This is a genomic window from Luteimonas sp. A611 (assembly GCF_054072715.1).
Genome location: NZ_JBSVRP010000001.1, coordinates 1,718,364 through 1,745,145, shown reverse-complemented (window position 1 = coordinate 1,745,145; position 26,782 = coordinate 1,718,364). Strand labels below are relative to the sequence as shown.

Here is a 26,782-nt window from a genome sequence, read left to right as displayed (position 1 = left end):
ACTCCATCTGCCGGATGCAGCTTGATCAGTCGTCCTGCGCCCAGCGCGCCAGGTTCTGCCGGATGTTGCCAATCCCCTCCCAGGGATCCTTGCGTCGGCGCTTGAGTCGCGCGGGCACGTCCTGGATGGTGAACACGTTCGCAGCCTGCAGCTTCGACAGCTCTGGCCAGGCCAGCGGCATCGCCACCGGCGCGCCTGGCCGCCCGCGCAGCGAGTACGAGGCCACGGCCGTGGCGCCCCGCCCGTTGCGCAGGTAGTCGATGAAGATGCGCTTGCTGCGCTTGCTCTTGGTGGCCGTGGCCAGGAAGCGGTCGGGCTGCGATTGCGCCAGCGTCTCGGCGAAGCCGCGGGCGAAGCGCTTGGTCAGGTCCCAGTCGCAGCCCGGACTGAGCGGCACCACCACGTGCAGGCCCTTGCCGCCGGAGGCGCGCAGGAATGATTCGAGTTCGAGCTGCTCCAGCAGCTTGCGGATGTCCGCGGCTGCCTTCTTGATCTCGGCGAAGGGCACGCCCTCGCCCGGGTCGAGATCGAACACCACGCGATCGGCCACGTCCGGATCCTGCGCGTGCGATCCCCAGGGATGGAACTCGAGCGTGTTGAACTGCACCAGCTCCATCAGCCCGGCCGCGTCCTCGACCACGAGGTAGTCGGCACTGCGCCCGCTCTCCTCCTTGAGCCGCGCGGTGGACACGCGCTCCAGGCCGGCGGTCAGATGCTTCTGGAAAAAACAGGCCTGGCCGATGCCGCCCGGGCAGCGGATGACCGACAGCGGTCGCCCGATGATTTCCGGCAGCAGGTGGTCCATCACGGCGGTGTAGTAGTCCCACACCTCCTGCTTGGTCGTGCCCGTGTCGGGAAACAGGATCTTGTCGGGGCTGGAGAGCGTGGGCAGGCTGGTGTCGCGTTGCGGCCCGCGGCTGTTCTTGCCCACAGCGGTCTGGGCGGCCTTCTTCGTCGCTCCCTTGGCAGCCGCTTTCTTCCTGCCGACCGTCTTCGTGCCGACCTTCTTCGTCGCAGCCTTCGTGGTGCCCGCCTTCTTCGAGGTGCCGCGCGTCGCGGCGGTTGCCTGTGCCATGTCCGTCACCCGGGTGCTGGTGGAGTCGCGATCGCTGTCGGCGAGGTCGCCGATGTCCTTGTCCCAGCGCACCGCCTTGAGCGAGGGCTGGCGCAGCAGCTCCTGCCGGCCGATGCCGCGGAAGTTCACTTCGACCACGAAACGTGGCGCGAACCACGTGGCGCTGCGCAGGTCGGTATCGGTGGTGCCGACGAAGGCGGTCGCCTTGCTGCCGCCACCACGCAGCTTGTCGCCCACCTCGCGCATCAGCGCGTCGTTGAACCCGCTGCCCACGCGACCCACGTAGCGCCAGCGGTGTTCCGGGTCGGGCCTGGCCAGCAGCAGCGAGCCGAATCCCTTGCGGCTGCCCTTGGGCGCGGTATAGCCGACCACCGCGAACTCGTCGCTGGCCAACTGCTTGGTCTTGCGCCAGTCGTCGCCGCGGCCGCCGTGGTAGGGCCGATCGCCGCGCTTGGAAATGATCCCCTCGAAATCGCCCTCGCCCGCCAGCTTGTAGGCCGCCTCGCCGTCGCCCTCGATATGCGAGCTGTAGGCCAGCTGCGGAGGCGCGCCTTCGAGCAGTTCCTCCAGCAGCGACTTGCGCTCGATCAGCGGCGCGGCGGAGATGTCGACGCCGTCCACGTGCAGCAGGTCGAACAGCGCCAGCGCAAGCCGACCCTGGCGCTCGCCCGACAGCGTGGACTGCAGCAGGTTGAAGTCCGCGCGGGTGCCGCTGCCGGCCAGCAGTTCTCCGTCCAATGCGCCCGAGCGCAGGCCCAGCGCCTCGATGGCGGCGCGAATGTCGGGCAGCCTGTCGGTCCAGTCCAGCGCGTTGCGCGACCACAGCCGCACCTGCCGATCCTCGATCGTGGCAACGATGCGGTAGCCGTCCCATTTGAGCTCATGGATCCAGTGCTCGCCCTTTGGCGGTGCGTCGCCGAGCCTGGCCAGCTGCGGCTCGAACGGGCCGGAGGGCGCATCCGCCTTCGTCGCGCCCGCCAGCTTCAGGGCCTTGCGCGCCCAGTCCTTGCGTCGCGCCCTGGCGACGGGGACTTCGGCGAGTTTCCTGCGCGTGGTCTTGCCCGCGCCGGCGCGCTTGACGTCGCCTTCGGGCGCCTTGGCGACATCGGCCAGCAGGTCGTCCGCCTCGAGGGTGCCGGCGTAATCGTCGCGGTCCTTGAACAGCAGCCACTGCGGCTGCCGGGCCGGCTTGCCCGAGCGCACCAGGTGCCAGCCGCCCTTGAGCTTGCGCCCGAACAGCTCGAAGCGCAGGTGGCCCTTGGCCAGCTGCGCCGCGGGATCACCATCGGTGGTCCACACGCCGTGGTCGAAGCGCGCCACGTGCCCGCCACCGTATTCCTCGCGCGGGATTTCGCCTTCGAACGAGGCGTAATCGAGCGGATGGTCTTCCACCTCCACCGCCATGCGCTTGACCGTCGGATCGTAGCTCGGGCCCTTCGGCACCGCCCAGCTGCGCAGCGCATCGCCCACCTGCAGGCGGAAGTCGTAATGGCGGCGACTGGCGTGGTGCAGCTGCACCACGAAGATCGGACGCTTCCCGCGCGGCGCGGCCTTGCCCGGCTCAGGCTCGCGGGTGCGGTCGAAGCGCCGCTTGCGGCGGTAGTCCTCGATCGTCATGGCTGCACCCGGCGCGCGGGAGCGCGCTTGCCCGGTGCCTGCGTCCGCACTTCCACCCAGGTTGGCGCGTGGTCGCTGGCCTTCTCCTGCAGTCGCACCCAGCGGTCCACGCCGGCGTCGACCAGCCGGTTGGCCAGCACCGGGTTGAGCAGCAGGTGGTCGATGCGCAGGCCGCGGTCGCGCTCGGCATGCTGGCGGAAGTAGTCCCAGAAGGTGTAGATGCGCGCTTGGCCATGCACGTGCCGCAGTGCGTCCGTCCAGCCCTGCTCGAGCAGGCGCTCGTACTCGGCGCGTACCTCCGGCTGCAGCAACGCATCCTTGCGCCAGCCCTTGGGATCGTAGATGTCGTCATCGGTCGGGATGACGTTGAAGTCGCCGATCAGTGCCACCGGATGCGGCAGCTCCACCAGCGATGCCGCATGCCGGATCAGGCGCTGCATCCACTTGAGCTTGTAGTCGAACTTGGGGCCTGGCTGCGGATTGCCGTTGGGCAGGTAGAGCCCGGCCACGACAACGCCGTGGATCGCCGCTTCCAGGTAGCGGCTCTGGCCATCGCTGCGGTCGCCAGGCAGGCCGCGCCTGCTCTCGACCGGAACCGTGTCGCGCCCCAGTAGGGCGACCCCGTTCCACGAGCGCTCGCCCTGCCAGATTGCCCCGTAGCCGGCCTGTTCGAGCTGGGCGGCGGGGAACGCCTCGTCCACCGCCTTGAGTTCCTGCAGCGCGACGATGTCGGGCTGCTCGCGCTGCAGCCAGGCCAGCAGGTGCGGCAGGCGCGTGCCGATTCCGTTGACGTTGAAGGTGGCCAGCTTCAGCGTTTTCGCGCGCGGCATTGCGGCGGCCTCTTGTCGGACTGTCGTGCCGGGCCTTCACCCGCAGGACGAGTTGCAGCCGGACAAGGACGATGTCACGGCACGCAGCCGTGCACATGGAAGGAACACCGGATCATCATGATCGGACCGTGAATGCTGCGAGACAGCGCCACCGTGACTTCAGCCGCGACCCGTCGCGCCCGTGACCCTGGCACCGCCCCCGGCCTCCCTCGTCGACCCGGCGGCCGCACCGGCCTCGCGCAGCGGCACCAGCGGCGGGATCACCAGGGTGGTGTATTCCACGTAGTGTGCCTGCGCGAGATCGCGCAGCATCAGGCGCTCTGCCCGCGGACTTTCGATCGGCAGGCGCGCGGCTTCGTACAGGATCACCTCGTGCTCGCCCGGGTACCAGCGCTGCAGCCGTTCGACCAGCGCCTGCAGGCCTTCGGGCTCGGCGTGGAAGCGCGAGCACGTCAGGTCGCCCGACAGCGCCACCTGCCACAACAGCACCAGTCCGCTGTTGTCGGGCACGCGGTCGTAGACCATGAAATGCGTGGCTTCCATCGACTGCACGCCGTGCCGGCCCGGGTCGATGCCGAGATCGGCGTACAGGCAGGCCTCGGCCGAGATCCCCGGCTCCATCCGTGCGGCGAAGCCTTCGGCACGGGCCTTGCGCACGACCGCGTGCGGCACGTCGGCGAATACGCCCGGGTGCCCGTAGAACACCGCGCACACGCGCTTGCCGGACCGCACTTCAGCCATGATCGCGGCATCCATCTCGCGGTAGGTGTCGCGCCGGTCCTTGCCGTCCGCGTAGTGCACGCCCAGATTGACCGCATCGGGACGGAAATCGCGGATCATGCCCAGCGAGAACGCATCGACCAGGCACAGCACCACGTCGGCTTCGCGGATCTCCGACAGGCTGCGCTCGCTGATGTGGCGGCCGAACTCGATGCCGCTGCCCACGACCACCAGCCCGCCGGACGGGGACGATGGGCCGTCGCCTGCGTTGCAGGCATGCACGACGCGATCCCGGCCTTCGTGCTTGGCGCGGTACAGGGCCTGGTCCGCCTCGTGGATCAGCTGCTCCAGGGTGTGGGCGCCGTCGTTGGCCTGGCAGACACCAGAGCTGACGCTGAAGCGCACCGTCTGCCCGAACACCGCAAGCGGTTCGATGCGCGCGCGCAGGCGTTGCAGCATGGCCTCGGCCGCTGCCGCGTCCGCGTTGAGCAGGATCGTGAACTCGTCGCCGCCGCTGCGCCCCGCGACGCCGCTGTCGCCAACCTCGTCGCGGATCCAGACACCCAGTGCGCGCAGTGCCTCGTCGCCGGCGGCGTGGCCGTGGCGGTCGTTGACCCCCTTGAAGCGGTCGATGTCGAGGACGATCGCGGTGAACGGCGCGCCGCGGCGCTGCGCCTGCGCGAACGCGTCCTCGCCCAGCTTGCGCGCCTGCTGGTAGTTGTAGAGGCCGGTCAGGCTGTCGTGCTCGGAGCGCCAGCGGTAGCGACGGCGCTCACGCAGCGAGTGGCGCAGCAGCAGTACCAGGAGCAGCGCGATGATCACCAGCCCGGCCATGCCCGAGGCCAGCAGCCACTGCCTGCGCTGAGTGGCGGTCACCTGCAGGGCAGCCAGTTCCTTCTCCGCCTCCAGCAGCGCGATCTGCTGCTCCTTGAGGCGGGTGTCGAACTCGACCTGCAGGTAGGTCAGCCGACGCTCGCGCGCGTCGCGATCGGCGATCGCGGTGGCTTCCGCACCGGCGCGGAAGTGGGCCAATGCGGCGACCGGATTGCCGCGACGCTCGGCCAGCCGCGCGCGCAGGTTCTGCGTTTCGGCAATGGCCAGGTGCGCCTCTTGCTTGCGGTAGTAGGCCAGGGTGCCATCGAGCAGGACGTCGGCCTGGTCGAGATCCCGGTCCAGTTCGATCAGGCTCTCGGCCAGCACCAGCCGCGTGCTCCACACGCCCGCGGTAAAGCCCGCCGCTTCGAATTCCGCCAGCGCCTGGCGGGCCCAGTCCAGCGCCTCGCCGTGGCGGCCCAGGCGGGCCGCCATCTTGCCCACGCCGTATTTGCCGTTGGCGGTGAACACCGGATCGCCCGCGCGTGAGCAGGCCTCGATCTGGCGCCGGCGCCAGGCCTCGGCTTCGGCGTAGTTGCCCGAGTGGTCCTCGGCAAGCGCGACATCGCTCAGCGCCAGGCACAGCGCCCTGGGATCGTTGCCCGGCAGCACCACCTCGAGCGCGCGCATGGCCAGGTCACGCGCCTTGCCGGTCTCGCCGACCAGCGTATGCAGGTAGCTCGCGCCGCTCAGCAGGCCAGCCGATTCGGATGGCGCCTCGGGCAGGTACGCAAGGCCTTCGCCGAGCCAGGCGAACGCACGTGGCCATTGCTCGAGATTGGCGGCAACGCTGATGGCCGTGTTGTACACACGCAGCCGCAGCTCGACGGGGAGCTCGTGTTCGAGCAGGTTGGCCAGCCCTTCAAGTGCCTTGGCCTGGTCTCCGGCAAGCGCAAGGTTGCGCAATCGCACGAAGTCGAGGCGATGCCGCTGTACGTCGGTTGGCGTGCCGGGCTGCTCGGCCAGCCGCGCGATCGCCGCCTCGGACTCGCGCCAGTGCGCGGTCACCGCCAGCCGTTCGATCTCGCGGACCTGCGCCTCCAGGGGATCGTCCTGGGCGAACGCCGGCATGCATGCAAGTGCCAGCCCCAGCAGGGCACCGGCGATCAATCGGCCCATGGCGGCTGCACCGGGACGCCGGCGCGATTACTCGTAGAGCTTGATGGTGTGGTTGGTCGCGAACTTGCCATCCGCCAGCCCGGTGAGCCGCTTGACCGCCGCGTAGTCGCGTTCGGCCATCGCCTTGCGCTCTTCATCGGTCAGGCCTGCGCGCTGCAGCACCGAATCAGGATCCCGTGCATATTCCTCGGCAAGCGCGGCATCGCTGCCGAGCCTTCTCATCAATCCAAGCAATTTCGACATTTCAAGTCCCCCGGTCGCCCCACGTCCATCGTTACGCCGGGTATCGCCAGGCCCGGCGTTGCGCCGGGTCTCCCGCGACACGGGCGCACTGCCCCTGCTGTCTTTACCGGGGCGACATTAGCACAGCGCGCAGACGCAGCGGACGTGCCGCCGGGAAACAAGCTTCCACCCCGCGTGCACACCGCGGCCGCTAGCCTAGCTGGCGCTACAGCCATCCCGGCCCCGGTTCGCACCCGTGCGACCGGCGCGGCACCACCGCCTGCCCGGCCCCGCAAAAGGCGGTAGCCAGCCCCTGCACGAAAGCGATCCGCCTGTCCGCGTCGTCAACAGCTAAGGAGTTCCCGCGTGGCCGTCATCGTCGAGCACCGGTATCCCGATACCCTCCATCCGCTGCATGCGGTCGTCCTCGCCGGCGCGCTGCCGCTGTTCGTCGGCGCGCTGCTGAGCGACATCGCGTATGCGCGGCATTACGAGATCCAGTGGAACAACTTCGCATCCTGGCTGATCGCGGGGGGGCTGGTCCTGGCGGGCATCGCAATCGCATGCGCCGTGGTGGGCCTGGCCCGCAAGGGATCGCGAACCCGCCGCCGGGTCGCCTACCTGCTGGTGCTGGCGGCGGCCTGGATCGTGCAGTTCTTCAATGCCCTGATGCACGCGCGTGATGCCTGGGCCAGCATGCCTGCCGGCCTGGTGCTTTCGGTGATCGGCACCGTGCTGGTCGCGATCGCGGTTGGGCTCGGCTTCTGGGCACCGCGTACTGGAGGACAGCCATGACCATGTTCCTGCGATTGCCCGCCATCGCCCTGGCCGCGGCCATCCTGGTTGCCTGCAACGCGGCACCGCAGCCAGCGGAGCGCCAGTACGGCTCCGAACCCGACCTGCCGCAGCCACACCGCGGCGTGCTGCCCAACATGACCATTTCGACCCCCGTCGAATGGGGTGGGCTGCAGCCGGTCGCGCCTGCGGGCTTCACGGTCCGCGCCATTGCCACCGATCTGGGGATTCCGCGCCAGACCCTGGTGTTGCCCAATGGCGACATCCTCGTGGCCGAAGGCCGGGGCGGCTATGCCAAGCCGCTCAAGCCCAAGGACGTGATTGCCGGGATGATCAAGTCCCGCGGCAACACGTCCGTGCCGGGCGGCAACCGCGTGACGCTGTTGCGCGACGCCGATGGCGACGGCACCTATGAACTCAAGACCGTCTTTGCCGAAGGCCTCGACGCACCCTACGGCCTGGCGCTGGTCGGCGATGACCTGTTCGTCGCCAACCAGGACGCGGTGGTGAGGTTCGACTACCAGCCCGGCCAGACGCGCGCATCCGGCCCGCCCGAGACGCTCGCCGAACTGCCTTCAAAGATCAACCATCACTGGACCAAGGCGATGGCCGCGAGCGACGACGGCCGCTTCCTCTACGTCGGCATCGGTTCCAACAGCAACATCACCGAGCGGGGCATGAACGCCGAAGCCAACCGGGCGGTGGTGTGGCAGATCGACGTCGCCACCGGCATGCACCGCACCTATGCCACCGGCCTGCGCAATCCGACCGCCCTGGCGGTCCAGCCCGGCAGTGGCCAGCTCTGGGCCGTGGTCAACGAGCGCGACGAGATCGGCCCGGACCTGGTGCCCGACTACCTCACCTCGGTGCGCGACGGCGGCTTCTATGGCTGGCCCTACAGCTATTGGGGCAGCAACGTCGACGATCGCGTCAGGCCGCAGGATCCGGAGAAGGTCGCATCCGCGATCACGCCGGACTATGCGCTGGGTTCGCATGTGGCGGCGCTGGGACTCGATTTCTCCGAGCCGGTGATGGGGCCGGAATTCGCCGATGGCGCATTCGTCGGCATGCATGGCAGCTGGAACCGCGCCGATCCGGTGGGCTACAAGGTGGTGTTCGTGCCGTTCCGCGATGGACGGCCCGCCGGGGATCCGGTGGACTTCCTGACCGGCTTCCTCGACCAGGACGCGCAACAGGCACGTGGCCGCCCGGTCGGCGTTACGGTGGATCCGCGTGGCGCGCTGATCGTCGCCGATGACCTGTCAAACACGATCTGGCGCGTGAGCCGAGATGGTGCGGTGCAATCGGTGCCGGTGCCTGGAGCTGCGGGCGAATTGACGCCCGGACCGGGGATGGAAGCGCAGGCAGAGGCAGAGACGCCGCCGGAGGAATGATGGCGGCGCGGGTCTCGACGTGACGGCGCGCGACCAGCGCAGCGCTCAGGCCTGGAACACGGGTTCGAGCAGGCGGAAGGTCCCGGCATCGGCGTCCATCTCCACCCTGCCGCCGACCGGGACGATGAACTGCTGCCGGATGTGCCCGATCATCGCGCCACGATAGGCGGGAATTCCGAGCGGCCTGATGTGGTCGTCCAGGATTTCGTCCAGCGTCAGTGAGCCGTAGCCGTCGCCGGGATCGCAGTCCGTGCATTCACCGAACACGAGTCCGGCGATGCGGTCGAGCGCGCCCATCAGCTTGAGCGTGCTGAGCATGCGGTCGATGCGGTACGGCGCTTCCGACACGTCCTCGAGGAACAGGATCCTGCCGGTGAAGTCAGGCAGGTAAGGCGAACCGGCAAGCGCGGTCAGCACCGTGAGATTGCCGCCCACCAGCTCACCGCTGGCCTTGCCGCCCGCAATGGTGAGCGTGCGGTTGCGCCGCGGCACCAGCTCGTCGCCGGCCTCGACCAGGTTGCGGTACTGCATCAGCTCGCGCTGGAAGAACAGGCGCTCGAACTGGTCGGCATTGAAGCGGTTCCAGCTGCCGGTGCCATTGGGGCCGTGGAAGGTGACCAGTCCGCTGCGGGCAAGGATCGCGTTGTGCAGCGCGGTGATGTCCGAATACCCCAGCAGTACCTTGGGATGGGCCCGGATCATGTCGTAGTCGAGCAGCGGCAGCACGCGCGCCGCGCCCGACCCGCCGCGCACGCAGATGACGGCATTGACCTCGTCGTCGGCGAACGCCGCGTTGAGATCAGCGGCGCGCGCTTCGTCCGTACCAGCGAGGTGTCCGCGCCGTGCGCCGTAATGCGCGCCGGTCCTGACGCGGAAGCCCAGCGCTTCCATCACCTCCTGCGACAGCTGCAGGTTGAGCCGGTCATCTGTCGCCGACGACGGGCTCACCAGTGCCACCGTGTCGCCCTTGTTGAGCGGTGGCGGAAGCACTCGCGCGGGACCGGATGCGGCTGCAGCTGCAGCACCAACGCCCGGCAGCGACGCCATCAGACCTGCGAGCGCCGCGTTGCCAAGAAACTGTCGCCTGTGCATGCCGCCGCCTGTGGTTCGGAAGTCCGACACAGGGTAGCCGTCACCTGCCCGGTCAACAATCGGCGAGCCGACATCCTTGTGCCGCATGGGAAAGGCGTCGGTTCCGTAATCGGACCCAGCCGGTTGGACCGCGCGCCCCACAGAAATCGGGCGACTGCCCCCTACCCGCCCTTCCGGTGTGCCGGAAGGGCGGCTCGCAAGCTTGGCGCGTTGGATCAGAAGCGCGCTTCTACGCCCAGCATCAGCATGTCGGCGCGGTTTGCGTCGTAGAAGAAGTCGCCGTCTTCCCAGTAATAGTCGTTGAAATAGACGTAATTCGTGTACACCAGGCTCATGTTGAAGTGGCGGTTGAAGTCGACGCCCAGGCCGACGCCGAAGTAGCCGCCATCGACGCTGTTGTCGAACTCGTCCTCGGCCGCCATGTAGCCGGCCCGCACGAGGCCGTAGACCGGATTGGTCGCGCCAAAATTGAAACGGGCGTTCACCCCGATGCTGGCGTAGTCGATTTGGGAGATGCGCCAGCCGTCGTCCGTGGTGTCGCTCAACTGCCCGCGCGCCACCTCGATGCCCACCAGCGCCACGGGACCGGCCTGCCATCGATAGCCTGCGCTGACCGCGCGTGCGGACTGGTCCACGTCTTCGTAGATCCAGCCCCTGCCGCCCTGCACGCCCACGAAGAAGCCACCGCGGCCTTCCTCGTAGTGCGACCTGACCTGCTGTTCGCCCGCGTAGGGCTGTGCCTGCGGGTATTCGCCGACCTGCGGCTGTACCGACTGCTGCGTTGCATGCCCACCATCGTGGGACTGTGTAGCCGTCGGCAGGCGCTTGGCCGGGTCCGGGTCTTGGCCCTGTGGCGGCGCCCAGGCCTGGACCGGTTTGTTCTGCGCATGCGCGCCCGCGGATGCCAGGACGGCAGCCACCATGACGGCGGCCATCGCGGCCGCCAGTCTGTTCGTACTCATGTTTTTCCCCTGATTGGACTTGGCCGACGCGCGTGGCGCGACCGCTTGCGCGACACGGTGATCGTCAGGCAGATGCCGTCCGAAACCAGGCGGTAATGCCCATCGGTGCGCCGGGGCTTCGCCCCACCCCACGTCCGTGTCGGCGCACAGCGTGGGGAGCGCGTCCCTGAGTGTCAAGCACACACAAGCCCGGTCGGGCCGGGAACCGATGACATATGCGGCGACTCCGCTCCCGAAGCCGCCTCACGGTCATGCGCCGACCCGTCGGCGGGGGGATTCCGCTGGCGGCGTTGTCGCCGCCAGCCATCCCTTGTGCTCAGGCTTCGCTCATTCCAGCGGCCGGCTCCGGCGCGCTGCCGCTGCGCACTTTTTCCTCGATGCGCCGGCCCACGTCCGGATCGACCGACGTCCAGTACCAGAAAGCGCGTTCCAGCACCGGGCTGCGCACGCCACCGAGCAGCGCGCCGGCGACGGTGTCGACCAGCGCCTGCCGCTCGGCGTCGTTGAACACCTCGCGCACCAGGGTACCGGGCTGGATGAAATCGTCGTCGTCTGGCCGCAGGGTGTAGGCGCTGCGCACCATCGGGCCGTCCACCTCCCAGCCATCCTCCATCGCGCCGGTGTCGTCGGCCCAGGAACGGCCGCCGCTGTTGGTGGCGTACACGGGTGCGGCGCCGCTGTGGTGGTAGGCCATCTGGCCGTCGAACATGTAGGTGTTTACCGGCACCTTGGGCTGGTTGACCGGCAGCTGGTGGAAGTTGGTGCCGATGCGGTTGCGCTGGGCATCGTTGTAGGCGAAGGCGCGGCCCAGCAGCATCTTGTCCGGCGACAGCCCGATGCCCGGCACGGTATTGCCCGGCGAGAACGCGGCCTGTTCGATCTGGGCGAAGAAGTTCTCCGGGTTGCGGTCGAGCGTCATCGTGCCGACTTCGATCAGCGGGTAGTCGGCGTGCGGCCAGACCTTGGTCAGGTCGAAGGGATTGAAACGGTAGGTCTTCGCATCCTCGTAGGGCATCACCTGCACCGACAGCACCCACTTGGGATGCTCGCCGCGGGCAATGGCGTCGAACAGGTCGCGGCGATGGAAATCGGCATCGCTGCCGGCCATGTCCTTGGCCTCGGCGTTGCTGAAGAAGTCCATGCCCTGCTGCGTATGGAAGTGGTATTTGACCCAGAAACGCTCGCCGGCGGCGTTGATCCACATGTAGGTGTGCGAACCGTAGCCGTTCATGTGGCGCCAGGTGCGCGGCAGGCCGCGCGGGCCCATCAGATAGGTCACCTGGTGCGCGGATTCGGGATTGTTGGTCCAAAAATCCCACTGCATGTGGTTGTCGCGCAGGCCCGAATCGGGCAGCCGCTTCTGGCTGCGGATGAAGTGCGGGAACTTCATCGGGTCGCGCACGAAGAAGATCGGGGTGTTGTTGCCGACCAGGTCGTAGTTGCCTTCGCTGGTGTAGAACTTCATCGAAAACCCGCGCACGTCGCGCCAGGTGTCCGGGCTGCCCATCTCGCCGGCCACGGTCGAAAACCGGATCAGCATGTCGGTCTTCGCCCCGGGCTGGAACAGCGCGGCCTTCGTGTACTTCGACACGTCCGCGCTTGTCTCGAACACGCCGAAGGCGCCGGCGCCCTTGGCGTGCGGCTGGCGCTCGGGCACCTTCTCGCGGTTGAAGTGCGCCATCTGCTCCAGGAAATGCACGTCGTGCAGCACGATCGGGCCGTCCGGGCCGATGGTGAGCGAGTTGCGGTCGCTGGGTGCGGGGGCACCGGTACTCATTGTCGATCCGGTTGCGTGCTTGTCGTCCTGATCTGCCATGGCGTTGCCCTCTATGCTTGTGAAGATTGTGTGGATGCTGCGCCGGGATACGTTAAGGTTCTGTACCGCGAGCCGGTAAAGGTTGCAGCGGCCCGAGGGGCACCACGCCGGTGGGGTTGATGGTGAGGTGGCTCTCGTAATAGTGACGCTTGATATGGTCCAGATGCACGGTGTCAGCGATCTCCGGAATGGCCATCATCCTGCCCAGGAAGGCGCTCAACGCCGGATAGTCCGCGATCCGCCGCAGGTTGCATTTGAAGTGACCGTGGTAAACCGCGTCGAAGCGCACCAGCGTGGTGAACAACCGGATATCCGCCTCGGTCATGCACTCGCCGACCAGCCACTGCTGCCCTGCCAGCCGGGTTTCCAGCCAGTCGAGCGCCGCGAACAGTGGCCGCACCGCGTCCTCGTAGGCACTCTGGGTGGTCGCGAATCCGGCCTTGTAGACGCCGTTGTTGACCTCCGGGTACACCCGCGCGTTGACCGCGTCGATCTCCGCGCGCAACGCCTGCGGATAGTAGTCGCCGGGCTTCGCCCCGAGCTGGCCGTAGGCGTCGTTGAACATGCGGATGATCTCGGACGACTCGTTGCTGACGATGGTGTCGGTGGCCTGGTCCCACAGCATCGGTACGGTGACACGTCCGCTCATGCCCGGCCTGGCGCGCACGTACAGCTGGTGCACGTAGTCGGCGCCCATCACCGGATCGGGGGTGACGCCCGGCCCCTCCTCGAAGGTCCAGCCGTGTTCGAGCATGCGCCAGTGCACGACCGACACCGGCACCAGGTCCTCCAATCCTTTGAGCGCGCGCAGGATCAAGGCCCGGTTTGCCCAGGGACAGGCGTAGCTGACGTAGAGGCGGAAGCGTCCGGCCTCGGCGCGATGACCGCGCTGCCCGTCCGGGCCGGGACCGCCATCGGCGGTCAGCCAATCGCGGAAGCTGGCCTGCTCGCGCTTGAACGCGCCGTCGCTGGTTTCGTACCACTTGTCATGCCACTGGCCGTCGATCAGAAGTCCCATGCATCCTCCGCCGTGTATGCCTGCCCACAGGATACCGGCGCGACGATGGGCGGGGCGTATCGTTCACGGGTCACTGCGTTCCCGGGTGGCGGCGTTCTGCCTCCCCACGGCGGGGCCGCATGAAGCTCAGCCTCAGCCTGGACCCGTATCGCGGGCGCGCTCGATCCGGTAGTCGATGGGTTTGTAGCTGAAGTTGTTCGACTGTCCCGCCGAACACGCGGTCATCGCCACCACCAACGGCATTTGCGCGCGCAGCCGCACCAGGTCTCCCGGCCTGCTCAGCGGCGGACGCACGGCGATGGCGCCGGTGTCGGCATCGACGGTGACGTGCATGAAGATATTGAAGGCGACCGGGATGCGGTCCACGCCGATGCCGTAAGGCGCCAGCGCCGCGGCCAGATTGCCCTCACAGCCCGGACGCCCTTCCTTCTCGTCGTAGAGCAGTTCGAACATCCGTTTCGAACACGGCGTCAGGGTGAAGTCGTGGCGGCCGCAGCTGTCCTCGACGATGGTGAACATCGGGCGGCTGCGGTTGGAGTACAGCACATCGCCGGTGGTCAGCCAGAGCCTGGAGGCGTAGTCGATCGAGCGGCCGGAAGACAGGTATTCGTCCAGATCGTCGCGGGCGAACGCGGTGAGGTCACTCACCTGCTGGCCCAGTGGATCCACCACGATCAGCTCATCGCCGGTGTCCAGTTCGACGGCGACGCCCGAGCATGGCGCGATGCGCTCGAACCCGCCATCCGCGGGCGCCGTCGGCTGCGTTCCCTGCCCGCTCATCGGGTCTTCCGGATCCGCAGCGGGCAACCCCACTCCGGCTCCACCGCGCGACCGCTGTATTGACGGGTTTCGCTGGCGACGCCGAAATCGGCCAGGTTGGGGTTGATCGAGCCCTGCAGCGCGACGTCGCGTGTGCGCGTGGCCTTCTGCATCTTCGCGTAGCGTCCATCGGCGCGCAGCCGCTCGAACTGCCGGTGCGAATTGAACACCAGCGCCGGGACTTCGAAGCGCCGCGCGGTCCGCGACGCGCCCGGATGCAGCCCGATCACGAAGAACGGATGGCCGCCCAGGCTCAGGCTGAAGGCCGGGTCGTCGGGATTCCGGCTGACATCCGCTGCCCAGGGATTGCCGGCGCGTGCATCCAGATCGTGCAGGCGCTGCAGCTGCGACCACAGCAGGGCCTCGAACCGTCGCTCGTCGGTGTCGCGGGGGCCGTCGAACAGCGCGACTAACGACCGCAGGATCGTCGCATCGCCGTCGACGCCTTCGTCCAGGACCGGTATGAAGGATTCGATCTGGCTCAGCAGCCGGGCATCGTTGTGCCGGTCGCCCAGCGCGGCCAACTCGAGCACCTCGATCGATTCACGCGCCAGCGCAGCCTTCGCGCCCACGCAGGGAAACGACGCCTCGCCAAGAAAATCGCGGAAACGCGCGGTCAGTCCATTGCTGGCAGCTGAACGCGGCTGTGGCGGGCGCGGCTGCGTGTCGGGGTAGTTGCGGGTGGTGGCAAACGCTCTCATCTGGCGCGAATTCCTGGCTGCAGGCGGAGATCCCGTGATCGGGTTTCGTGCACCCTATCGACAGGCATGCCAAGGCCGCGTGTGGGGCGCACGCGACCGCGCCCGCGCAAAATGCGACACTGGGCATTCGTTCATACGTGGAGTACCCGTGGCCAAGCCCAACTATTCATTTGAAAAGCGCCAGCGCGAACTGGCCAAGAAGAAGAAGCAGGACGAGAAGGACGCAAAGAAGCGCGCCGAGCGCGATGCCAAGGCGGGCACCGCACCCCCGCAGGACTAGGCCTTGCCGGCGAGCCTCTGGCTCATCCAGGCCGCTGGTCACCCGCGGCCCGGCCGGATCCGCCTGCCAATGCGACGAATGCCGCGAATGGGTGCGGTCCCTGCCTCCGCGTAGTCCGCGCATGCCGCGGTCGATTTCCCGGACTCCCGTTCGTCGACAGGAACAGGAGGACAACTCCTGCATCACGACAGCGGAGCAGGAACGTGGGCAACCCGAACACGATCTGCCTCTGGTTCGACGGCACGGCGCTTGACGCCGCGACGCACCGCCGTCATGTCGGTGCATGCCGGCATCCATTGGGCTCACGTGAGGGGCCGCGCCCTCTCCCGGGGGCAGCCGGCTACCAGTGGTCTTCCAGCATCCGCGGCCGGCAGGCCTGCCAGGCGCCGGCCAGCATCAGCCCCACGCACAGGACGAGGAAGGCGAACGACCACGTCCAGCCGCCCGTCGCCTCGTGCAGCACCCCGAACAACAGCGGCCCGGTGCAGCTCATCGTATAGCCCACGCCCTGGGTGAAGCCCGACAGCGCGGCCGAACCACCCGCCGTGCGCGTGCGCAGGTTGATCAGGGTCAGGGCCAGCGGGAAGGTCGTCGGCCCCAGTCCCAGCAGGACCACCCACAGCACCGGCCACTGCATCGGCGCCAGCCACAGGCCGGCGAACGCGGCCAGGTACGCCAGCACGCAGGCGGCCACCAGCGGGAACGGGTTGCGCACCCGTGTCGCCCATCCCGGCACCAGCAGCGCGCCCAGCAGCCCGAGCGCGGCGAACAGCGCGGTCATGGTCCCGCCGAAGGCTTCGCTGGCGCCGGATTCGGCCAGCAGCTTGGGCAGCCAGGTGAACATCGTGTAGGTGATCAGCGAGGTCATGCCGAACATGAAGCTCATGCCCCAGGCCAGCGGCGAGCGCCAGACCTTGCCGCGGGCCGGGGCCGGGGCGAGCTCGGGCGCCTCGTCGCCGGTCGCGACCGCACGGTCGTGGATCGCCGCAAGCACGCCCTGGTGGCGCCGCTCCTGCCACAGCACCGCCAGCCACGACAGCACCGCCGCCACCGCCAGCAGCGACCAGATGCCCAGCGACACGCGCCAGCCAGCGGCCTGCGCCAACGGCACCGCCGCCAGCGCCGGCAACATCGTGCCCAGCTGCAGGACGGTGATGTACAGCGTGCTGACCGTGCCGACCCGGTCGGGGAAGTAACGCTTGACCAGCGGCGGCAGCACGACGTTGCCGATGCCCATGCCGGCCAGGGCCACGATCGAGCCGCCCAGCAACCCGCCGGTCCCCCCGGCGAAGGAACGCACCAGCAGGCCGGCGGCCGCCAGCAGCATCGACAGCAGCGCGGTGCGCTCCAGTCCGATCCGGTGCGCCAACCGCGGCGTCAGCACGCCGAACACGGCGAACGCTGCGGTCGGCACCATGCCGAACACGCCGGTCATGGTCGCGCCGAAGCCAAAGGTCTGGCCCAGGCTGTCCAGCAGCGGCGTGAGCGAGGTCACCGCCGTCCGCAGGTTGAACGCGGACAACAGGATGCACAGCAGGGCCAGCAGGCGGCCGGCCCAGGGGAGACGGGGGGAAGTCATCGCGGCATTTTCGTCCATCGCGCAGCGGAAAGGCAGGGTGCTGCGCGCGCTGCAGTGTTGCGCCGGAGCCTTATTCCACCGGCACCAGTCGATGCGCTGCGTCCTCGCACACCACCAGTCCACCCTCCCCGCCTGCCGCGCCCATGGCGCGTACACGCATGCCGACGGCCAGGGCCTCCACGTCGACCGGGGCGGCCTTGCACAGGTTCCAGCGCGCCGGCAGCTCCACCGCCACGCTGCCACGGTCGGCGGTGTCGACCCGGATCACCGCATTGCCGTCATAGGTCCACGGCTGTGTATCGATCGAGGCGACCGTGCCTTCGATCACGGAGGCCCCGGCCGTCGAAGGTGCCACGGCCGGCGCCGTCGCGCAGCCGGCAACGCACAGGGCAAGGCACAACGCGACCGAAACTCGAACGCATGCAGGACTGGGCATCGCAACTCCAGGATCGCCATCGAGGGCGGCAAGATGACATGACGGCGTGCATTCCCCGTCAATGCCCCGCGCGCGATCCAGCGCACCGCGAAACCCGCGCCTGCAATACTGCGCCACCGCTGTGCCACGGAGTTCGAACCGCATGCGTCACATCACCGCCTTGCTGCTGCTCTCGGCACTGGCCACGTTGGTGCCGACCTGGCACGGCAGCGCGCAGGCCGGCGAAGCCGACGCGCGTACCGCGTCCCGGGACGCGCCTCTGCCACCGCCGCCTGCGTGGCTCGACGAACTGGACAGGCTGTACGACAGGCAGGTCCGCGTCGCGGGCCTGGAAGACCGCCGATTCAAGCCGGAGCAGTGGTGGCAGATCGCGCACCCACTGATCGACGGCGCCCGCGGCTTCCGGATCGAGGAAGTGGGCCGCAGCGCCGAGGGCCGACCGCTGCAGCACGTGTCCTGGGGCGACGGCGACACACGCGTGCTGCTGTGGTCGCAGATGCATGGCGATGAGAGCACCGCGTCTATGGCGCTGGCGGACCTGTTCCGATTCCTGGGCGAACATCCCGCCCATCCGCTGGTGCAGCGCCTGCGCCAGGGCACGACCCTGCACGTGCTGCCCATCGTCAATCCCGATGGCGCGGCGCGCTTCCAGCGCCGCAATGCGCAGGGCATCGACATCAACCGCGACGCACGCGCCCTCGCCTCGCCCGAAGCGCGCGTGCTGCACGCGTTGCGCGAACGCGTCAAACCCGCGTTCGGTTTCAACCTGCATGACCAGCAGGTGGGCTACCGCGCCGGCAGTTCCGACCGCGGCACCGCCATCGCCCTGCTCGCGCCGGCGTTCAACGAGGCGCGCGACGTCGACGCCAGCCGCGGCCGGGCCATCGAGGTTGCGGTGGCCATCAGGGCGGTGCTCGAGCCCCATGTCGGCGGACACATCGCCAAGTGGGACGACACTTTCAACCCGCGCGCCTTCGGTGACCTGACCGCGAAGGCCGGCGTTTCCACCGTGCTAATCGAATCGGGCGGCATCGAGGGGGACCTGCACAAGCAGCAGCTGCGCAAACTCAACTTCCTGGCCCTGGTCGCCGGGCTGGAGGCGATCGCCACCGGCTCGCACGCCGGCCTTCCGCACGCGCGCTATGACGAACTCCCGCGCAACGGCAAGCCCTGGCCGGACCTGCTGGTCCGGGGTGGCACCCTGGTCCTGCCCGGACAGTCGCCGGCGCAGGTGGACGTGCTGGTGGACTTCAGCGAACCCCTGCTCGAGCGCGGCGGCCGCATCGAGGACATCGGTGATCTGCGCGACACCCGCGCCCGCCGCACGATCGACGCCAGCGGGCTCTACATCCTGCCATTCTCGCCGGCCTCGGCGGATGCGGGGCCGACCGGCTTCTCGCCGGGGGCGCCGGCCTACTTCCTGCTGAGCCGGGACGCGGCCGGCAGTGAGCCCGTCTGGACGCTGGCCGGGGACGTCGATCCCTCCAGCCCGGCGCCCTGACGCGACGAAGCCCCGGCGCGGACGCAAGGCTTCGGATCGACCCGGGATTTCCGATGATTGATGCATGAAACATCATCTTTCAATGTTTTCATATCAATTATGCGGTGCTGGACCTTAGAATCGAACCATGCAGGAGACCCCGTGATCACCGCCCCACAACTGCGCGCCGCGCGCGCCTTGCTTGGCATCGACCAGCGCCGGCTGGCCGAACTGGCCGGCGTATCGCTGCCGACCATCCAGCGCATGGAAGCGAGCGATGGCACGGTGCGCGGCGTGGTGGGCACGCTGATGAAGGTGGTGGATGCGCTCGAGGCTTCTGGCATTGAGATGATCGGCGATGGCCAGGCCAGCGTCGGGCAAGGACGCGGTATCCGGTTGAAAGCACCACGGGAGGGCTGAGCCATGACACCCGAGGATCGCAGCCGGTACCTGCGCATGTTCGAGCCCAAGCTGCTCAGCGTGCTGCGCGAGGGCTATGGGCTGCAGACACTCAAGGCCGATGCGCTGGCCGGCCTGACCGTTGCCGTGGTCGCGCTGCCGCTGGCAATGGCCTTGGCCATCGCGTCGGGGACAACTCCCGAAAAAGGCCTGCATACGGCGATCATCGCCGGCTTCCTGATCTCGTTCTTCGGCGGCTCGCGGGTACAGATCGGCGGGCCGACCGCCGCGTTCATCCCGGTCGTGTTTGTGGTCATCCAGACCTTCGGCTACGGCGGACTGATCCTGTGCACGCTGATGGCCGGGCTGATGCTGATCGCCGCCGGCCTGCTGCGGCTGGGCACGCTGATGAAGTACATGCCGCAACCCGTGATCACCGGTTTCACCGCCGGCATCGCGGTCAGCATCTTCTCCAGCCAGGTCAAGGACGCGCTCGGCCTGCAGATGGGCGAAGTGCCCGTGGGATTCCTGGAGCGCTGGAGTGCGTACGGCACGCACCTGGCCAGTACCCAGCCGGCGGCCGTGGCGCTCACGGTACTGGGACTGGCGCTGATCTTCGGCCTGCGGCGCCGGCGGCCGAAGTGGCCTGGCTTCCTGATCGCGCTGTGCGCATGCACCTTCGTGGCGACGGGGCTGGGGCTGCCCGCCGAAACCATCGGCTCGCGCTTTGGCGACCTGCCCACGTCCCTGCCGCAATTCGAACTTCCGCACATTCCCTTCGATCGCTTCTTCGAACTGCTCCCGAGCGCGTTCACCATTGCCTTCCTGGCCGGCGTCGAATCGCTGCTGTCGGCGGTGGTGGCCGACGGAATGACCGGCGGGCGCCATCGTTCCAACGGCGAACTGGTGGCACAGGGCATTGCCAACGTGGGGTCGGCCCTGTTCGGCGGCCTGCCCGCCACCGGCGCGATCGCGCGCACCGCCACCAACATCCGTGCCGGCGGCCGCACGCCCATGGCCGGCATCCTGCACGCGGGTTTCCTGCTGCTGTTCGTGCTGCTGCTCGCGCCGCTGATGCGCTACGTGCCGCTGGCCGCGCTGGCGGCGGTGCTGCTGGTGGTGGCCTGGAACATGAGCGAGGCGGAGAACTTCCGCAACACCATGTCCGCGCCCTGGGGCGACCGGCTGGTGCTGCTGCTGACCTTCGTGCTGACGGTGATGTTCGACCTCACCATCGCGATCCAGGCGGGCGTCGTGCTGGCCGCCTTCGTTTTCATGTTCCGCATGGCCGAGGCGGTGGAGGTCAGCTCGGGCATCAGCATGATCGACGACGACCTGCATGCCGATCCAGGTCGTGAGGTCGATCTCGACCAGCGGGCGAAACTTCCCGCGGGTGTCGAGGCCTACCAGATCGGCGGCCCGCTGTTCTTTGGCGCGGCCAACCGCCTGGACAACCTGCTCGACCAGTTCTTCGAGCCGCCGAAGGTGCTGATCCTGCGCATGCGGCTGGTACCGGTGATCGATTCCAGCGGCGTGCATGCGCTCAAGAAGCTGGCCGAACGCTGCCATCGCCAAGGCATTGCGCTGATCGTCTCGGGCCTGCAGGAACAGCCCAACCGCGTGATCGCGAAGATGGGGCTGCACAATGGCCCGGTCGCGCTGCACCTGGCCTCGAATTTCGAGCGTGCGGTGAAGATGGCGAAGTCGATCATCGGGCTGCGCGTGGACTGATACCGGCCGCGGCACTGCCTTGCGGCTTGCGACGCGGTGGCGTCGAGCCTGGACGACGACGTAACGCGGCGTACGTTTTCCCGCCGTGGCGCAGAATGCCGCCCCATCACGAATCGATCATTGTGTGCCTGACAGCATCGGCACCCATGATGGCACCCGAGGGCAATGCACCGGCGCGGGGTTGGTTCGAAACGCGCCCACAACTGGTACAGACGGCGCAGGCAGGCGACTGGGACATCCGCCTTGCCGATGGCCCCATCGTGGCCACCGCGATCCACGACGGGCATGCGATTCGCCCGTCGCTGCACTCGCTGCTTGCGCTTTCCGACGAAGAACGCTGGCGCGAGGAGGACCCGCTGACGGGTCTGCTGACCAGCGCCGGCGACGTGCGCATCCGCGTGCCCGTGTCGCGTTTCGAGGTCGACCTCAATCGTCCGCGCGAGCTGGCCGTCTATGCGCAGCCGGAGCACTGCTGGGGACTGCAAGCGTGGAAGTCGCCGCTGCCCGCAAACGAGATCACGCGCTCGCTCGATCGCTGGGACCGCTTCTACGGCATGTTCGCCGAGCTCATCGAGCACATGCTCGAGCGCTGGCAGGCCGTGCTGCTGATCGACCTGCACAGCTACAACCATCGGCGCGACGGCGCCGCCGCGGCCTGCGCCCCACGGGCGGACAACCCCGACATCGAGCTGGGCCTGACCACCGCCGATCCCGACCGCTGGGGTGAAGCGACGGAACGCTTTGCCCAGGCCTTGCGCAGCGTCCCGGTCGCGGGGCGCACGCCGGACGTGCGCGCCAACGTGCGCTTCCCCACCGGCGGGCACTTCCCCGAATGGGTGTATGCCCGCTGGGGATCCCGGGTGTGCACGATCTCGCCCGAGTACAAGAAGATCTTCATGGACGAGTGGACCGGGCACGCGGACATCGCGGCGCTGCACGCACTCGAACGTGGCCTGCGCAAAGCCGTTGACGCCGTGCGGCCCGCCTTCCGGAAACGCGCCTAGTGGACGCGTTTGCACCGCCGCTGCGGGCCCTGCCCCCGATCGCGGCCGACGTCGATGCCGCGCTGCTGGCAATGGATGCCGAACTGGACTGGCTGCTGGCGCTCAACCCGCTCGGTACCGACGCGCTGTGGGATGAGTTCGACGCCAGCGGTCGCACCCGCGTCTCCGGCCTGCGCTATGCCGAGCCGCTGCTCGACCTCGACGCCATGCGCCAGCGGCTGCTTGCGCTGCCGGTCGACCACATCGAATCGCCGCTGCTGGCTGAGGTTCTGGGCGAAAAGCAGCGAGATCTCGCGCGCACCATCGAACTGGTCCGCCTGCGCGGCACCGAAGGCTTCATCGGCGCGAGTATCGAGCTGTTTGGTGGCGTCGAGGCGGACCTGCTGCAGCTGGCGCGCCGCATCCTTGCCGATGTCGAACCCGGTGAGCCGCTTGAGGCGGACATCGGTGTCGACGCGGTCGTGACCGCAGTCGAGGCCGAAGTCGCGTGGTATCGCGAACAGGCGCCGGATTTCGTGCTGGACGTGACCATCAACGCCGACGTCGGCTCGCTGATGATGGTTTCGCACGGCCGGCTGTACCTGGACGCGGACCTGCGCCTGCCGGCAGCGCGCCTGCAGCCCTTGCTGCAGCATGAAATCGGCACCCACGTGATCACCCACTACAACGGCGCGCGCCAGCCGCTGCGCCAGCTGGCAGTCGGCCTGGCCCAGTACGATCCGCTGCAGGAGGGGCTGGGCGTGCTGGCCGAATACCTGGCCGGCTACCTGCCGGGCGAACGGCTGCGCATCCTCGCCGCACGCGTGCTCGCCGCCGACATGGCGATCCACCGGCAGGGCATCCCGGAGATCTTCGCCTGCCTGCACGATTGCCACGGCTTCGCCACCGATGATGCCTTCGACGTGGCCGTGCGCGCACTGCGCGGCGGCGGACTGACCAAGGACGCGGTCTATCTGCGCGGCCTGCGCGAGCTCCTCGCCGACCTGCGCGAGGGCGGCGACTTCGCTGCGCTGTTCAGCGGCAAGTTCGCACTGGCCCACCGCGGGATCCTGGCCGCGCTGATCGACGACGGTTGGGTGGCGCCGCCGCGCCTGCTGCCGCGCTACGCCAGCGCCGACGGCTTTGCCCAAGTGCTCGAACGCTGCCGGACCGTCGACGTCGGGCAGCTCCACCATTCCCACCCCGCACCCCTTCCCCTCGAGGAACAACCTGCATGAGCGAGCGACCCCTGCGCCTGGGCTTCGTCGTCAACGACGTGGCCACCGAACAGGACAACTACACCACCATCCGATTGGCGCGCAGGGCGCTCGGCATGGGCCATTCCGTTGCGTTGATCGGGCTGGAAGGCTTCATCTACGACCAGGACGGGCACGTGTACGCCAAGGCCCACGTGCCGCGCGGCGACGCCTATGCCGACGATGCGGCGCTGCTTGCGGAGATCCAGGACGAAGATGCCGCCGTCGAGCGCGTCAGCGTCGAGGAACTGGACGTGCTGATGCTGCGCAGCGACCCGGCCGAGGAGCTGGTCGACCGCCCATGGGCGCCCAACAGCGCGCTGCTGTTCGCCCAGCTGGTGGTGCGCCGCGGCGTGATCGTACTCAACGACCCGACCCATCTGACCGACGCCTCCAACAAGACCTACTTCCAGCATTTCCCCGAGGACGTGCGGCCGGTCACCTGCATCAGCCGCGATGCCGACGAGATCAAGGCCTTCATCGCCGCGCAGGGCGGACGCGGCGTGATCAAGCCCCTGCAGGGATCCGGCGGCCAGGGCGTGTTCGTGGTGAACGACGACGGCGGCGCCAACGTCAACCAGATGATCGATGCGGTGACACGCGACGGCTACGCGATCGCGCAGGAGTACCTGCCCAAGGCGGCCGACGGCGACCTGCGCCTGCTGACGCTCAACGGCCGGCCGTTGCAGGTGGACGGGCGCTACGCCTGCTTCCGCCGCTACAACGACAGCGGCGACGCGCGCAGCAACATCAGCGCCGGCGGCAAGATCGAACTGGCCGAGCCCGATGCGGACGCGCTGCGCCTGGCCGAACTGGTTGCGCCCAAATTGATCCGCGACGGCATGTACCTGGCCGGGCTCGACATCGTCGGCGACAAGCTGATGGAGGTGAACGTCGACACGCCCGGTGGCATCAACATGGCCGAAGAGCTGACCGGCGTGGACTTCAGTGGCCACATCATCGAGGACCTGGCGCGCAAGGTGCGGCTGCGCAACCAGTATCGCGGCAACCTGTCCAACGTGGAACTGGCGATGCTGTAAGCGGGCACCGCGTGTCCCACGCGCATGGTGCGCGGTGCGGATGGTAGCGGCAGCGCGCGCCAAGTCGATCCATGCATGCCCGGCATGCCTGGTTTGCGCTTGCAGCAAGTCGGGTGACATCGATGTGATTCGCGCCTTGCAAAGCCCGGCAGTCGGCGCCCCAACCGTTCACGTTCCTGACGTCTCCCGGGGCATCGCCGCACGCATGCAGCTTGCGCCGGGCCCGGCGTAGATCCCGCCTGCCCAGGGAAACGTCCAGAAGCGAGACTTATTCCGCTTCAGTGATCGCTCCACGCCAGTTTGTGATCGCAGCGCCGCGCCAACGTCGCCGTGGCCTATGCTCGCCCGGGCGCTGCATGCGCAGCCTAGGGAGGACACCATGACAACGAATACCAGCCCGCTCCGAACCGCGAACCCGCGGTCGCGCCACCGCATCGCCCTGGGCGCCACGCTCGCCCTGCTTTGGGCCGTGGTGCCGCTTGCGTCCGCACAGGACGACAAGATGACGATCATCGACACTCCGGACCAGCCGAACGCGATCGCGCTCGACACAGGCCCCTTGCCCGATGCGAAGCAGAAGGAAGCCTGGCATCGCCAGTACGGCAGCGTGTTCGCGCGCAATGTCACCGATGCCACGCTGACGCCGTTCCTGCCCGATCCGGCGAAGGCGACCGGCGCCGCGGTGATCGTGGCACCGGGCGGCGGCTTCCGCTCGCTGTCGATGGAGAACGAAGGCTGGGACGTGGCGCGCGCGCTCGCCGATCGTGGCGTCGCCGCCTTCGTGCTCAAGTACCGCCTCAACCAGACGCCGGCTGACCTTGACGGTTTCGCCAAGTCGATCCGCGACATGCTGGCCGGTCCGCGTCCGCCGCGCGATCCGGGTTCATCCGAGTCGGCAACCATGCTCGCGCCGCAGCTGGAAGATTCGCGCGCGGCCTTCGCCCTGGTGCGCAGCCGCGCCGAAGAGTGGAACGTGGATCCGGACCGCATCGGCATGATCGGCTTCTCGGCCGGCGCCATGCTGACGATGGTGACCGCGCTGTCGGGCGAAGACGCCAAGCCGGCCTTCATCGGCAACATCTATGGTCCGATCGCGCCGCTGGAAGTGCCGGCCGATGCGCCGCCGCTGTTCGTCGCGCTGGCTGCCGACGACGGCCTGTTCTCGAACACCGGCTTCGGCCTGATCGAGAGCTGGCAGAAGGCCGGGCGCCCGGTGGAGTTCCACTACTACGAGCGCGGCGGCCACGGCTTCGGCATGTACCCGAAGGACACCACCAGCACCGGCTGGTTCGAGGCCTGGGTCAGCTGGCTGAAGATGCACGGCATGCTGGAAGGCAAGGGCTCCTGAGGTCTTGAAGCAACCGGGCTGGTCCAGTCGGCCCGGTTGCAGTCGTTCCTCCGCCGCAAGGCCTGCACGCCTGTCGTCCCCGTCAGGACGGGAAGCGGGATCTCTCGGAGAGCGTGAGAACTGGAACTGTCATTTCGACCAAAGGGAGAAATCTGCAGTCCGGCAGACAAGGCAGATTTCTCCCTTCGGTCGAAATGACAAACAGCTATCGGATGGCCGCGCGATGGCCCGGACGGCAATGTGCTTTCGCGGAAATGCCGATCGACAGGGCCCAGTCCATCCCTAGTCCGATTCCTCCGCCGCCTCGCGCCCCTGCTGGCGGATCAGCGCCTCTTCGCGCGCATCGTTGATGGCATGTCGCACGCCGTCGATATCGGGGGCGGACTCATCGTGTTCGAACTCGCCGGTCAGCTCGCTGTCCGGCCGCAGTTCGCCGGCTTCGAACAGCGCCCACATTTCCTCGCCGTACCAGGTCTCCAGCAGCTCGGGCGCCCAGCCGCCGAGGCAGGCGGTGATGTTGTTCACATCACGCAGCAGCATGGTGCGCGCGGCGTTGTTGCCGGCGGCGCTGACCACCTGCGGGAAGTCGATGAGCACCGGCCCGTCGGCGGCGACCAGCACGTTGTAGGGCGACAGGTCGCCGTGCACCAGGCCGACGCACAGCATCTTCACCACCTGCCGCACCAGGAACCGGTGGAAGCCGCGCGCCTCGTCCGGCGACAGCTCCACCTCGCCCAGCCGCGGCGCCGAATGCCCGTTCGCATCCACCACCAGCTCCATCACCAGCACGCCGTGGAAATAGCCATGGGGCTCGGGCACGCGCACGCCGGCGTCGCGCAGCTGGTACAGCGCCTCGACCTCGGTGTTCTTCCAGGCCGCTTCCTGCTGCTTGCGCCCGTACTTGCTGGCCTTGCCGATCGCGCGCGCCTCGCGGCTGCCGCGCACCTTGCGCCCTTCCTGGTACTGCACGCGCTGCTGGAAGCTGCGCTGGGCCATGTCCTTGTACACCTTGGCGCAGCGGATCTCTTCGCCCGCGCGCACCACGTACACGGCCGCCTCCTTGCCGCTCTTGAGCGGACGCATCACGGCATCGATCACGCCGTCTTCGATCAGCGCCTGCAGGCCTGCGGGAGTTTTCATGGCACCTCTTGAGGAAACGGGTCGACGGCGCGCCCGGTTCGACACCGGAACCGGCGC

At 68.3% G+C, this 26,782-nt stretch carries 23 protein-coding genes; 10 read left to right on the top strand and 13 right to left on the bottom strand.

Annotated elements, in window-relative coordinates:
- Positions 1-25 precede the first annotated feature (25 nt).
- From ligD to ACW5EG_RS07715, 4 genes are all read right to left on the bottom strand, one after another.
- Positions 26-2,692 carry a DNA ligase D gene (gene ligD, locus ACW5EG_RS07730; protein WP_457018215.1) on the bottom strand — a complete coding sequence of 889 codons (2,667 nt, stop codon included), beginning with the start codon at positions 2,690-2,692 and terminating at the stop codon, positions 26-28.
- On the bottom strand, positions 2,689-3,522 hold the full coding sequence (gene xth / locus ACW5EG_RS07725; RefSeq protein WP_457018214.1) for an exodeoxyribonuclease III: 834 nt from the start codon (positions 3,520-3,522) through the stop codon (positions 2,689-2,691). The genes ligD and xth overlap by 4 nt, the downstream gene beginning before the upstream one ends.
- A 159-nt stretch (positions 3,523-3,681) precedes the next feature.
- On the bottom strand, positions 3,682-6,234 hold the full coding sequence (locus tag ACW5EG_RS07720) for a diguanylate cyclase (RefSeq protein ID WP_457018213.1): 2,553 nt from the start codon (positions 6,232-6,234) through the stop codon (positions 3,682-3,684).
- A gap of 27 nt (positions 6,235-6,261) precedes the next feature.
- Positions 6,262-6,477, bottom strand: coding sequence for a hypothetical protein (locus tag ACW5EG_RS07715; protein ID WP_457018212.1), 216 nt, complete (start codon positions 6,475-6,477; stop codon positions 6,262-6,264).
- 345 nt (positions 6,478-6,822) lie between these two features.
- Between ACW5EG_RS07715 and ACW5EG_RS07710 the strand changes: the two genes are divergently transcribed.
- Positions 6,823-7,251 (top strand): DUF2231 domain-containing protein, encoded by a 429-nt coding sequence (locus tag ACW5EG_RS07710; RefSeq protein WP_457018211.1) that lies wholly within the window; start codon positions 6,823-6,825, stop codon positions 7,249-7,251.
- Positions 7,248-8,645, top strand: a complete 1,398-nt coding sequence (locus tag ACW5EG_RS07705) for a PQQ-dependent sugar dehydrogenase (RefSeq protein ID WP_457018210.1) — start codon at positions 7,248-7,250, stop codon at positions 8,643-8,645. The genes ACW5EG_RS07710 and ACW5EG_RS07705 overlap by 4 nt, the downstream gene beginning before the upstream one ends.
- A 45-nt stretch (positions 8,646-8,690) precedes the next feature.
- Here ACW5EG_RS07705 and ACW5EG_RS07700 read toward each other — a convergent pair whose 3' ends face one another.
- The 6 genes from ACW5EG_RS07700 to gntA form a co-directional block, all read right to left on the bottom strand.
- Complete coding sequence (locus ACW5EG_RS07700; RefSeq protein ID WP_457018209.1) at positions 8,691-9,635, bottom strand: S66 peptidase family protein; 945 nt, start codon at positions 9,633-9,635, stop codon at positions 8,691-8,693.
- Positions 9,636-9,952: 317 nt separating this feature from the next.
- Complete coding sequence (locus ACW5EG_RS07695) at positions 9,953-10,699, bottom strand: outer membrane beta-barrel protein (RefSeq protein ID WP_457018208.1); 747 nt, start codon at positions 10,697-10,699, stop codon at positions 9,953-9,955.
- A gap of 316 nt (positions 10,700-11,015) precedes the next feature.
- On the bottom strand, positions 11,016-12,476 hold the full coding sequence (locus tag ACW5EG_RS07690) for a catalase (protein ID WP_457018207.1): 1,461 nt from the start codon (positions 12,474-12,476) through the stop codon (positions 11,016-11,018).
- Positions 12,477-12,567: 91 nt separating this feature from the next.
- Positions 12,568-13,533: a glutathione S-transferase family protein gene (locus tag ACW5EG_RS07685; protein ID WP_457018206.1), complete on the bottom strand. Its 966-nt coding sequence runs from the start codon at positions 13,531-13,533 to the stop codon at positions 12,568-12,570.
- Positions 13,534-13,665: 132 nt separating this feature from the next.
- On the bottom strand, positions 13,666-14,313 hold the full coding sequence (locus ACW5EG_RS07680) for a DUF1989 domain-containing protein (protein WP_457018205.1): 648 nt from the start codon (positions 14,311-14,313) through the stop codon (positions 13,666-13,668).
- Positions 14,310-15,053, bottom strand: a complete 744-nt coding sequence (gene gntA / locus ACW5EG_RS07675; RefSeq protein WP_457018204.1) for a guanitoxin biosynthesis heme-dependent pre-guanitoxin N-hydroxylase GntA — start codon at positions 15,051-15,053, stop codon at positions 14,310-14,312. Before gntA ends, ACW5EG_RS07680 begins: the two co-directional genes overlap by 4 nt.
- 148 nt (positions 15,054-15,201) lie before the next feature.
- On the opposite strand from gntA, the gene ACW5EG_RS07670 reads away from it, so the two are divergent.
- Positions 15,202-15,333 (top strand): hypothetical protein, encoded by a 132-nt coding sequence (locus tag ACW5EG_RS07670; protein ID WP_457018203.1) that lies wholly within the window; start codon positions 15,202-15,204, stop codon positions 15,331-15,333.
- 340 nt (positions 15,334-15,673) lie between these two features.
- On the opposite strand, the gene ACW5EG_RS07665 is transcribed toward ACW5EG_RS07670, so the two are convergent.
- Both ACW5EG_RS07665 and ACW5EG_RS07660 read right to left on the bottom strand, forming a co-directional pair.
- A complete protein-coding gene (locus ACW5EG_RS07665) occupies positions 15,674-16,930 on the bottom strand; it encodes a CynX/NimT family MFS transporter (protein ID WP_457018202.1) in 1,257 nt (418 codons plus the stop codon).
- Positions 16,931-16,982: 52 nt separating this feature from the next.
- Positions 16,983-17,267: a hypothetical protein gene (locus ACW5EG_RS07660; RefSeq protein ID WP_457021198.1), complete on the bottom strand. Its 285-nt coding sequence runs from the start codon at positions 17,265-17,267 to the stop codon at positions 16,983-16,985.
- A 223-nt stretch (positions 17,268-17,490) separates the two neighbouring features.
- Between ACW5EG_RS07660 and ACW5EG_RS07655 the strand changes: the two genes are divergently transcribed.
- From ACW5EG_RS07655 to ACW5EG_RS07625, 7 genes are all read left to right on the top strand, one after another.
- Positions 17,491-18,849: a M14 family zinc carboxypeptidase gene (locus ACW5EG_RS07655; protein ID WP_457018200.1), complete on the top strand. Its 1,359-nt coding sequence runs from the start codon at positions 17,491-17,493 to the stop codon at positions 18,847-18,849.
- 141 nt (positions 18,850-18,990) lie between these two features.
- Positions 18,991-19,248: a helix-turn-helix domain-containing protein gene (locus ACW5EG_RS07650; protein WP_457018199.1), complete on the top strand. Its 258-nt coding sequence runs from the start codon at positions 18,991-18,993 to the stop codon at positions 19,246-19,248.
- Between the two features lie 3 nt (positions 19,249-19,251).
- The gene (locus ACW5EG_RS07645; RefSeq protein ID WP_457018198.1) at positions 19,252-20,958 is read left to right on the top strand and encodes a SulP family inorganic anion transporter; all 1,707 of its coding nucleotides are present in this window, start codon (positions 19,252-19,254) and stop codon (positions 20,956-20,958) included.
- Positions 20,959-21,104: 146 nt separating this feature from the next.
- Positions 21,105-21,962 carry an N-formylglutamate amidohydrolase gene (locus ACW5EG_RS07640; RefSeq protein WP_457018197.1) on the top strand — a complete coding sequence of 286 codons (858 nt, stop codon included), beginning with the start codon at positions 21,105-21,107 and terminating at the stop codon, positions 21,960-21,962.
- A complete protein-coding gene (locus ACW5EG_RS07635; protein ID WP_457018196.1) occupies positions 21,962-23,179 on the top strand; it encodes a tyrosine/phenylalanine carboxypeptidase domain-containing protein in 1,218 nt (405 codons plus the stop codon). Before ACW5EG_RS07640 ends, ACW5EG_RS07635 begins: the two co-directional genes overlap by 1 nt.
- Positions 23,176-24,237 (top strand): ATP-grasp domain-containing protein, encoded by a 1,062-nt coding sequence (locus ACW5EG_RS07630; RefSeq protein ID WP_457021197.1) that lies wholly within the window; start codon positions 23,176-23,178, stop codon positions 24,235-24,237. The genes ACW5EG_RS07635 and ACW5EG_RS07630 overlap by 4 nt, the downstream gene beginning before the upstream one ends.
- A 379-nt stretch (positions 24,238-24,616) precedes the next feature.
- On the top strand, positions 24,617-25,585 hold the full coding sequence (locus ACW5EG_RS07625; protein WP_457018194.1) for an alpha/beta hydrolase: 969 nt from the start codon (positions 24,617-24,619) through the stop codon (positions 25,583-25,585).
- A 282-nt stretch (positions 25,586-25,867) separates the two neighbouring features.
- Here ACW5EG_RS07625 and ACW5EG_RS07620 read toward each other — a convergent pair whose 3' ends face one another.
- Positions 25,868-26,725, bottom strand: coding sequence for a PA4780 family RIO1-like protein kinase (locus ACW5EG_RS07620; protein WP_457018193.1), 858 nt, complete (start codon positions 26,723-26,725; stop codon positions 25,868-25,870).
- Between the last annotated feature and the right edge of the window lie 57 nt (positions 26,726-26,782).

Excerpts from the sequence above, each read along its gene's own strand:
- ACW5EG_RS07630 (WP_457021197.1), top strand. The coding sequence starts at position 23,176 with ATGAGCGAGCGACCCCTGCGCCTGGGCTTCGTCGTCAACGACGTGGCC.
- ACW5EG_RS07640 (WP_457018197.1), top strand. The coding sequence starts at position 21,105 with ATGATGGCACCCGAGGGCAATGCACCGGCGCGGGGTTGGTTCGAAACG.
- ACW5EG_RS07655 (WP_457018200.1), top strand. The coding sequence starts at position 17,491 with ATGCGTCACATCACCGCCTTGCTGCTGCTCTCGGCACTGGCCACGTTG.
- xth (WP_457018214.1), bottom strand. The coding sequence starts at position 3,522 with ATGCCGCGCGCGAAAACGCTGAAGCTGGCCACCTTCAACGTCAACGGA.
- ACW5EG_RS07720 (WP_457018213.1), bottom strand. The coding sequence starts at position 6,234 with ATGGGCCGATTGATCGCCGGTGCCCTGCTGGGGCTGGCACTTGCATGC.
- ACW5EG_RS07645 (WP_457018198.1), top strand. The coding sequence starts at position 19,252 with ATGACACCCGAGGATCGCAGCCGGTACCTGCGCATGTTCGAGCCCAAG.
- ACW5EG_RS07685 (WP_457018206.1), bottom strand. The coding sequence starts at position 13,533 with ATGGGACTTCTGATCGACGGCCAGTGGCATGACAAGTGGTACGAAACC.
- ACW5EG_RS07680 (WP_457018205.1), bottom strand. The coding sequence starts at position 14,313 with ATGAGCGGGCAGGGAACGCAGCCGACGGCGCCCGCGGATGGCGGGTTC.
- gntA (WP_457018204.1), bottom strand. The coding sequence starts at position 15,053 with ATGAGAGCGTTTGCCACCACCCGCAACTACCCCGACACGCAGCCGCGC.
- ACW5EG_RS07705 (WP_457018210.1), top strand. The coding sequence starts at position 7,248 with ATGACCATGTTCCTGCGATTGCCCGCCATCGCCCTGGCCGCGGCCATC.
- ACW5EG_RS07620 (WP_457018193.1), bottom strand. The coding sequence starts at position 26,725 with ATGAAAACTCCCGCAGGCCTGCAGGCGCTGATCGAAGACGGCGTGATC.
- ACW5EG_RS07625 (WP_457018194.1), top strand. The coding sequence starts at position 24,617 with ATGACAACGAATACCAGCCCGCTCCGAACCGCGAACCCGCGGTCGCGC.
- ACW5EG_RS07695 (WP_457018208.1), bottom strand. The coding sequence starts at position 10,699 with ATGAGTACGAACAGACTGGCGGCCGCGATGGCCGCCGTCATGGTGGCT.
- ligD (WP_457018215.1), bottom strand. The coding sequence starts at position 2,692 with ATGACGATCGAGGACTACCGCCGCAAGCGGCGCTTCGACCGCACCCGC.
- ACW5EG_RS07715 (WP_457018212.1), bottom strand. The coding sequence starts at position 6,477 with ATGTCGAAATTGCTTGGATTGATGAGAAGGCTCGGCAGCGATGCCGCG.
- ACW5EG_RS07690 (WP_457018207.1), bottom strand. The coding sequence starts at position 12,476 with ATGAGTACCGGTGCCCCCGCACCCAGCGACCGCAACTCGCTCACCATC.
- ACW5EG_RS07665 (WP_457018202.1), bottom strand. The coding sequence starts at position 16,930 with ATGGACGAAAATGCCGCGATGACTTCCCCCCGTCTCCCCTGGGCCGGC.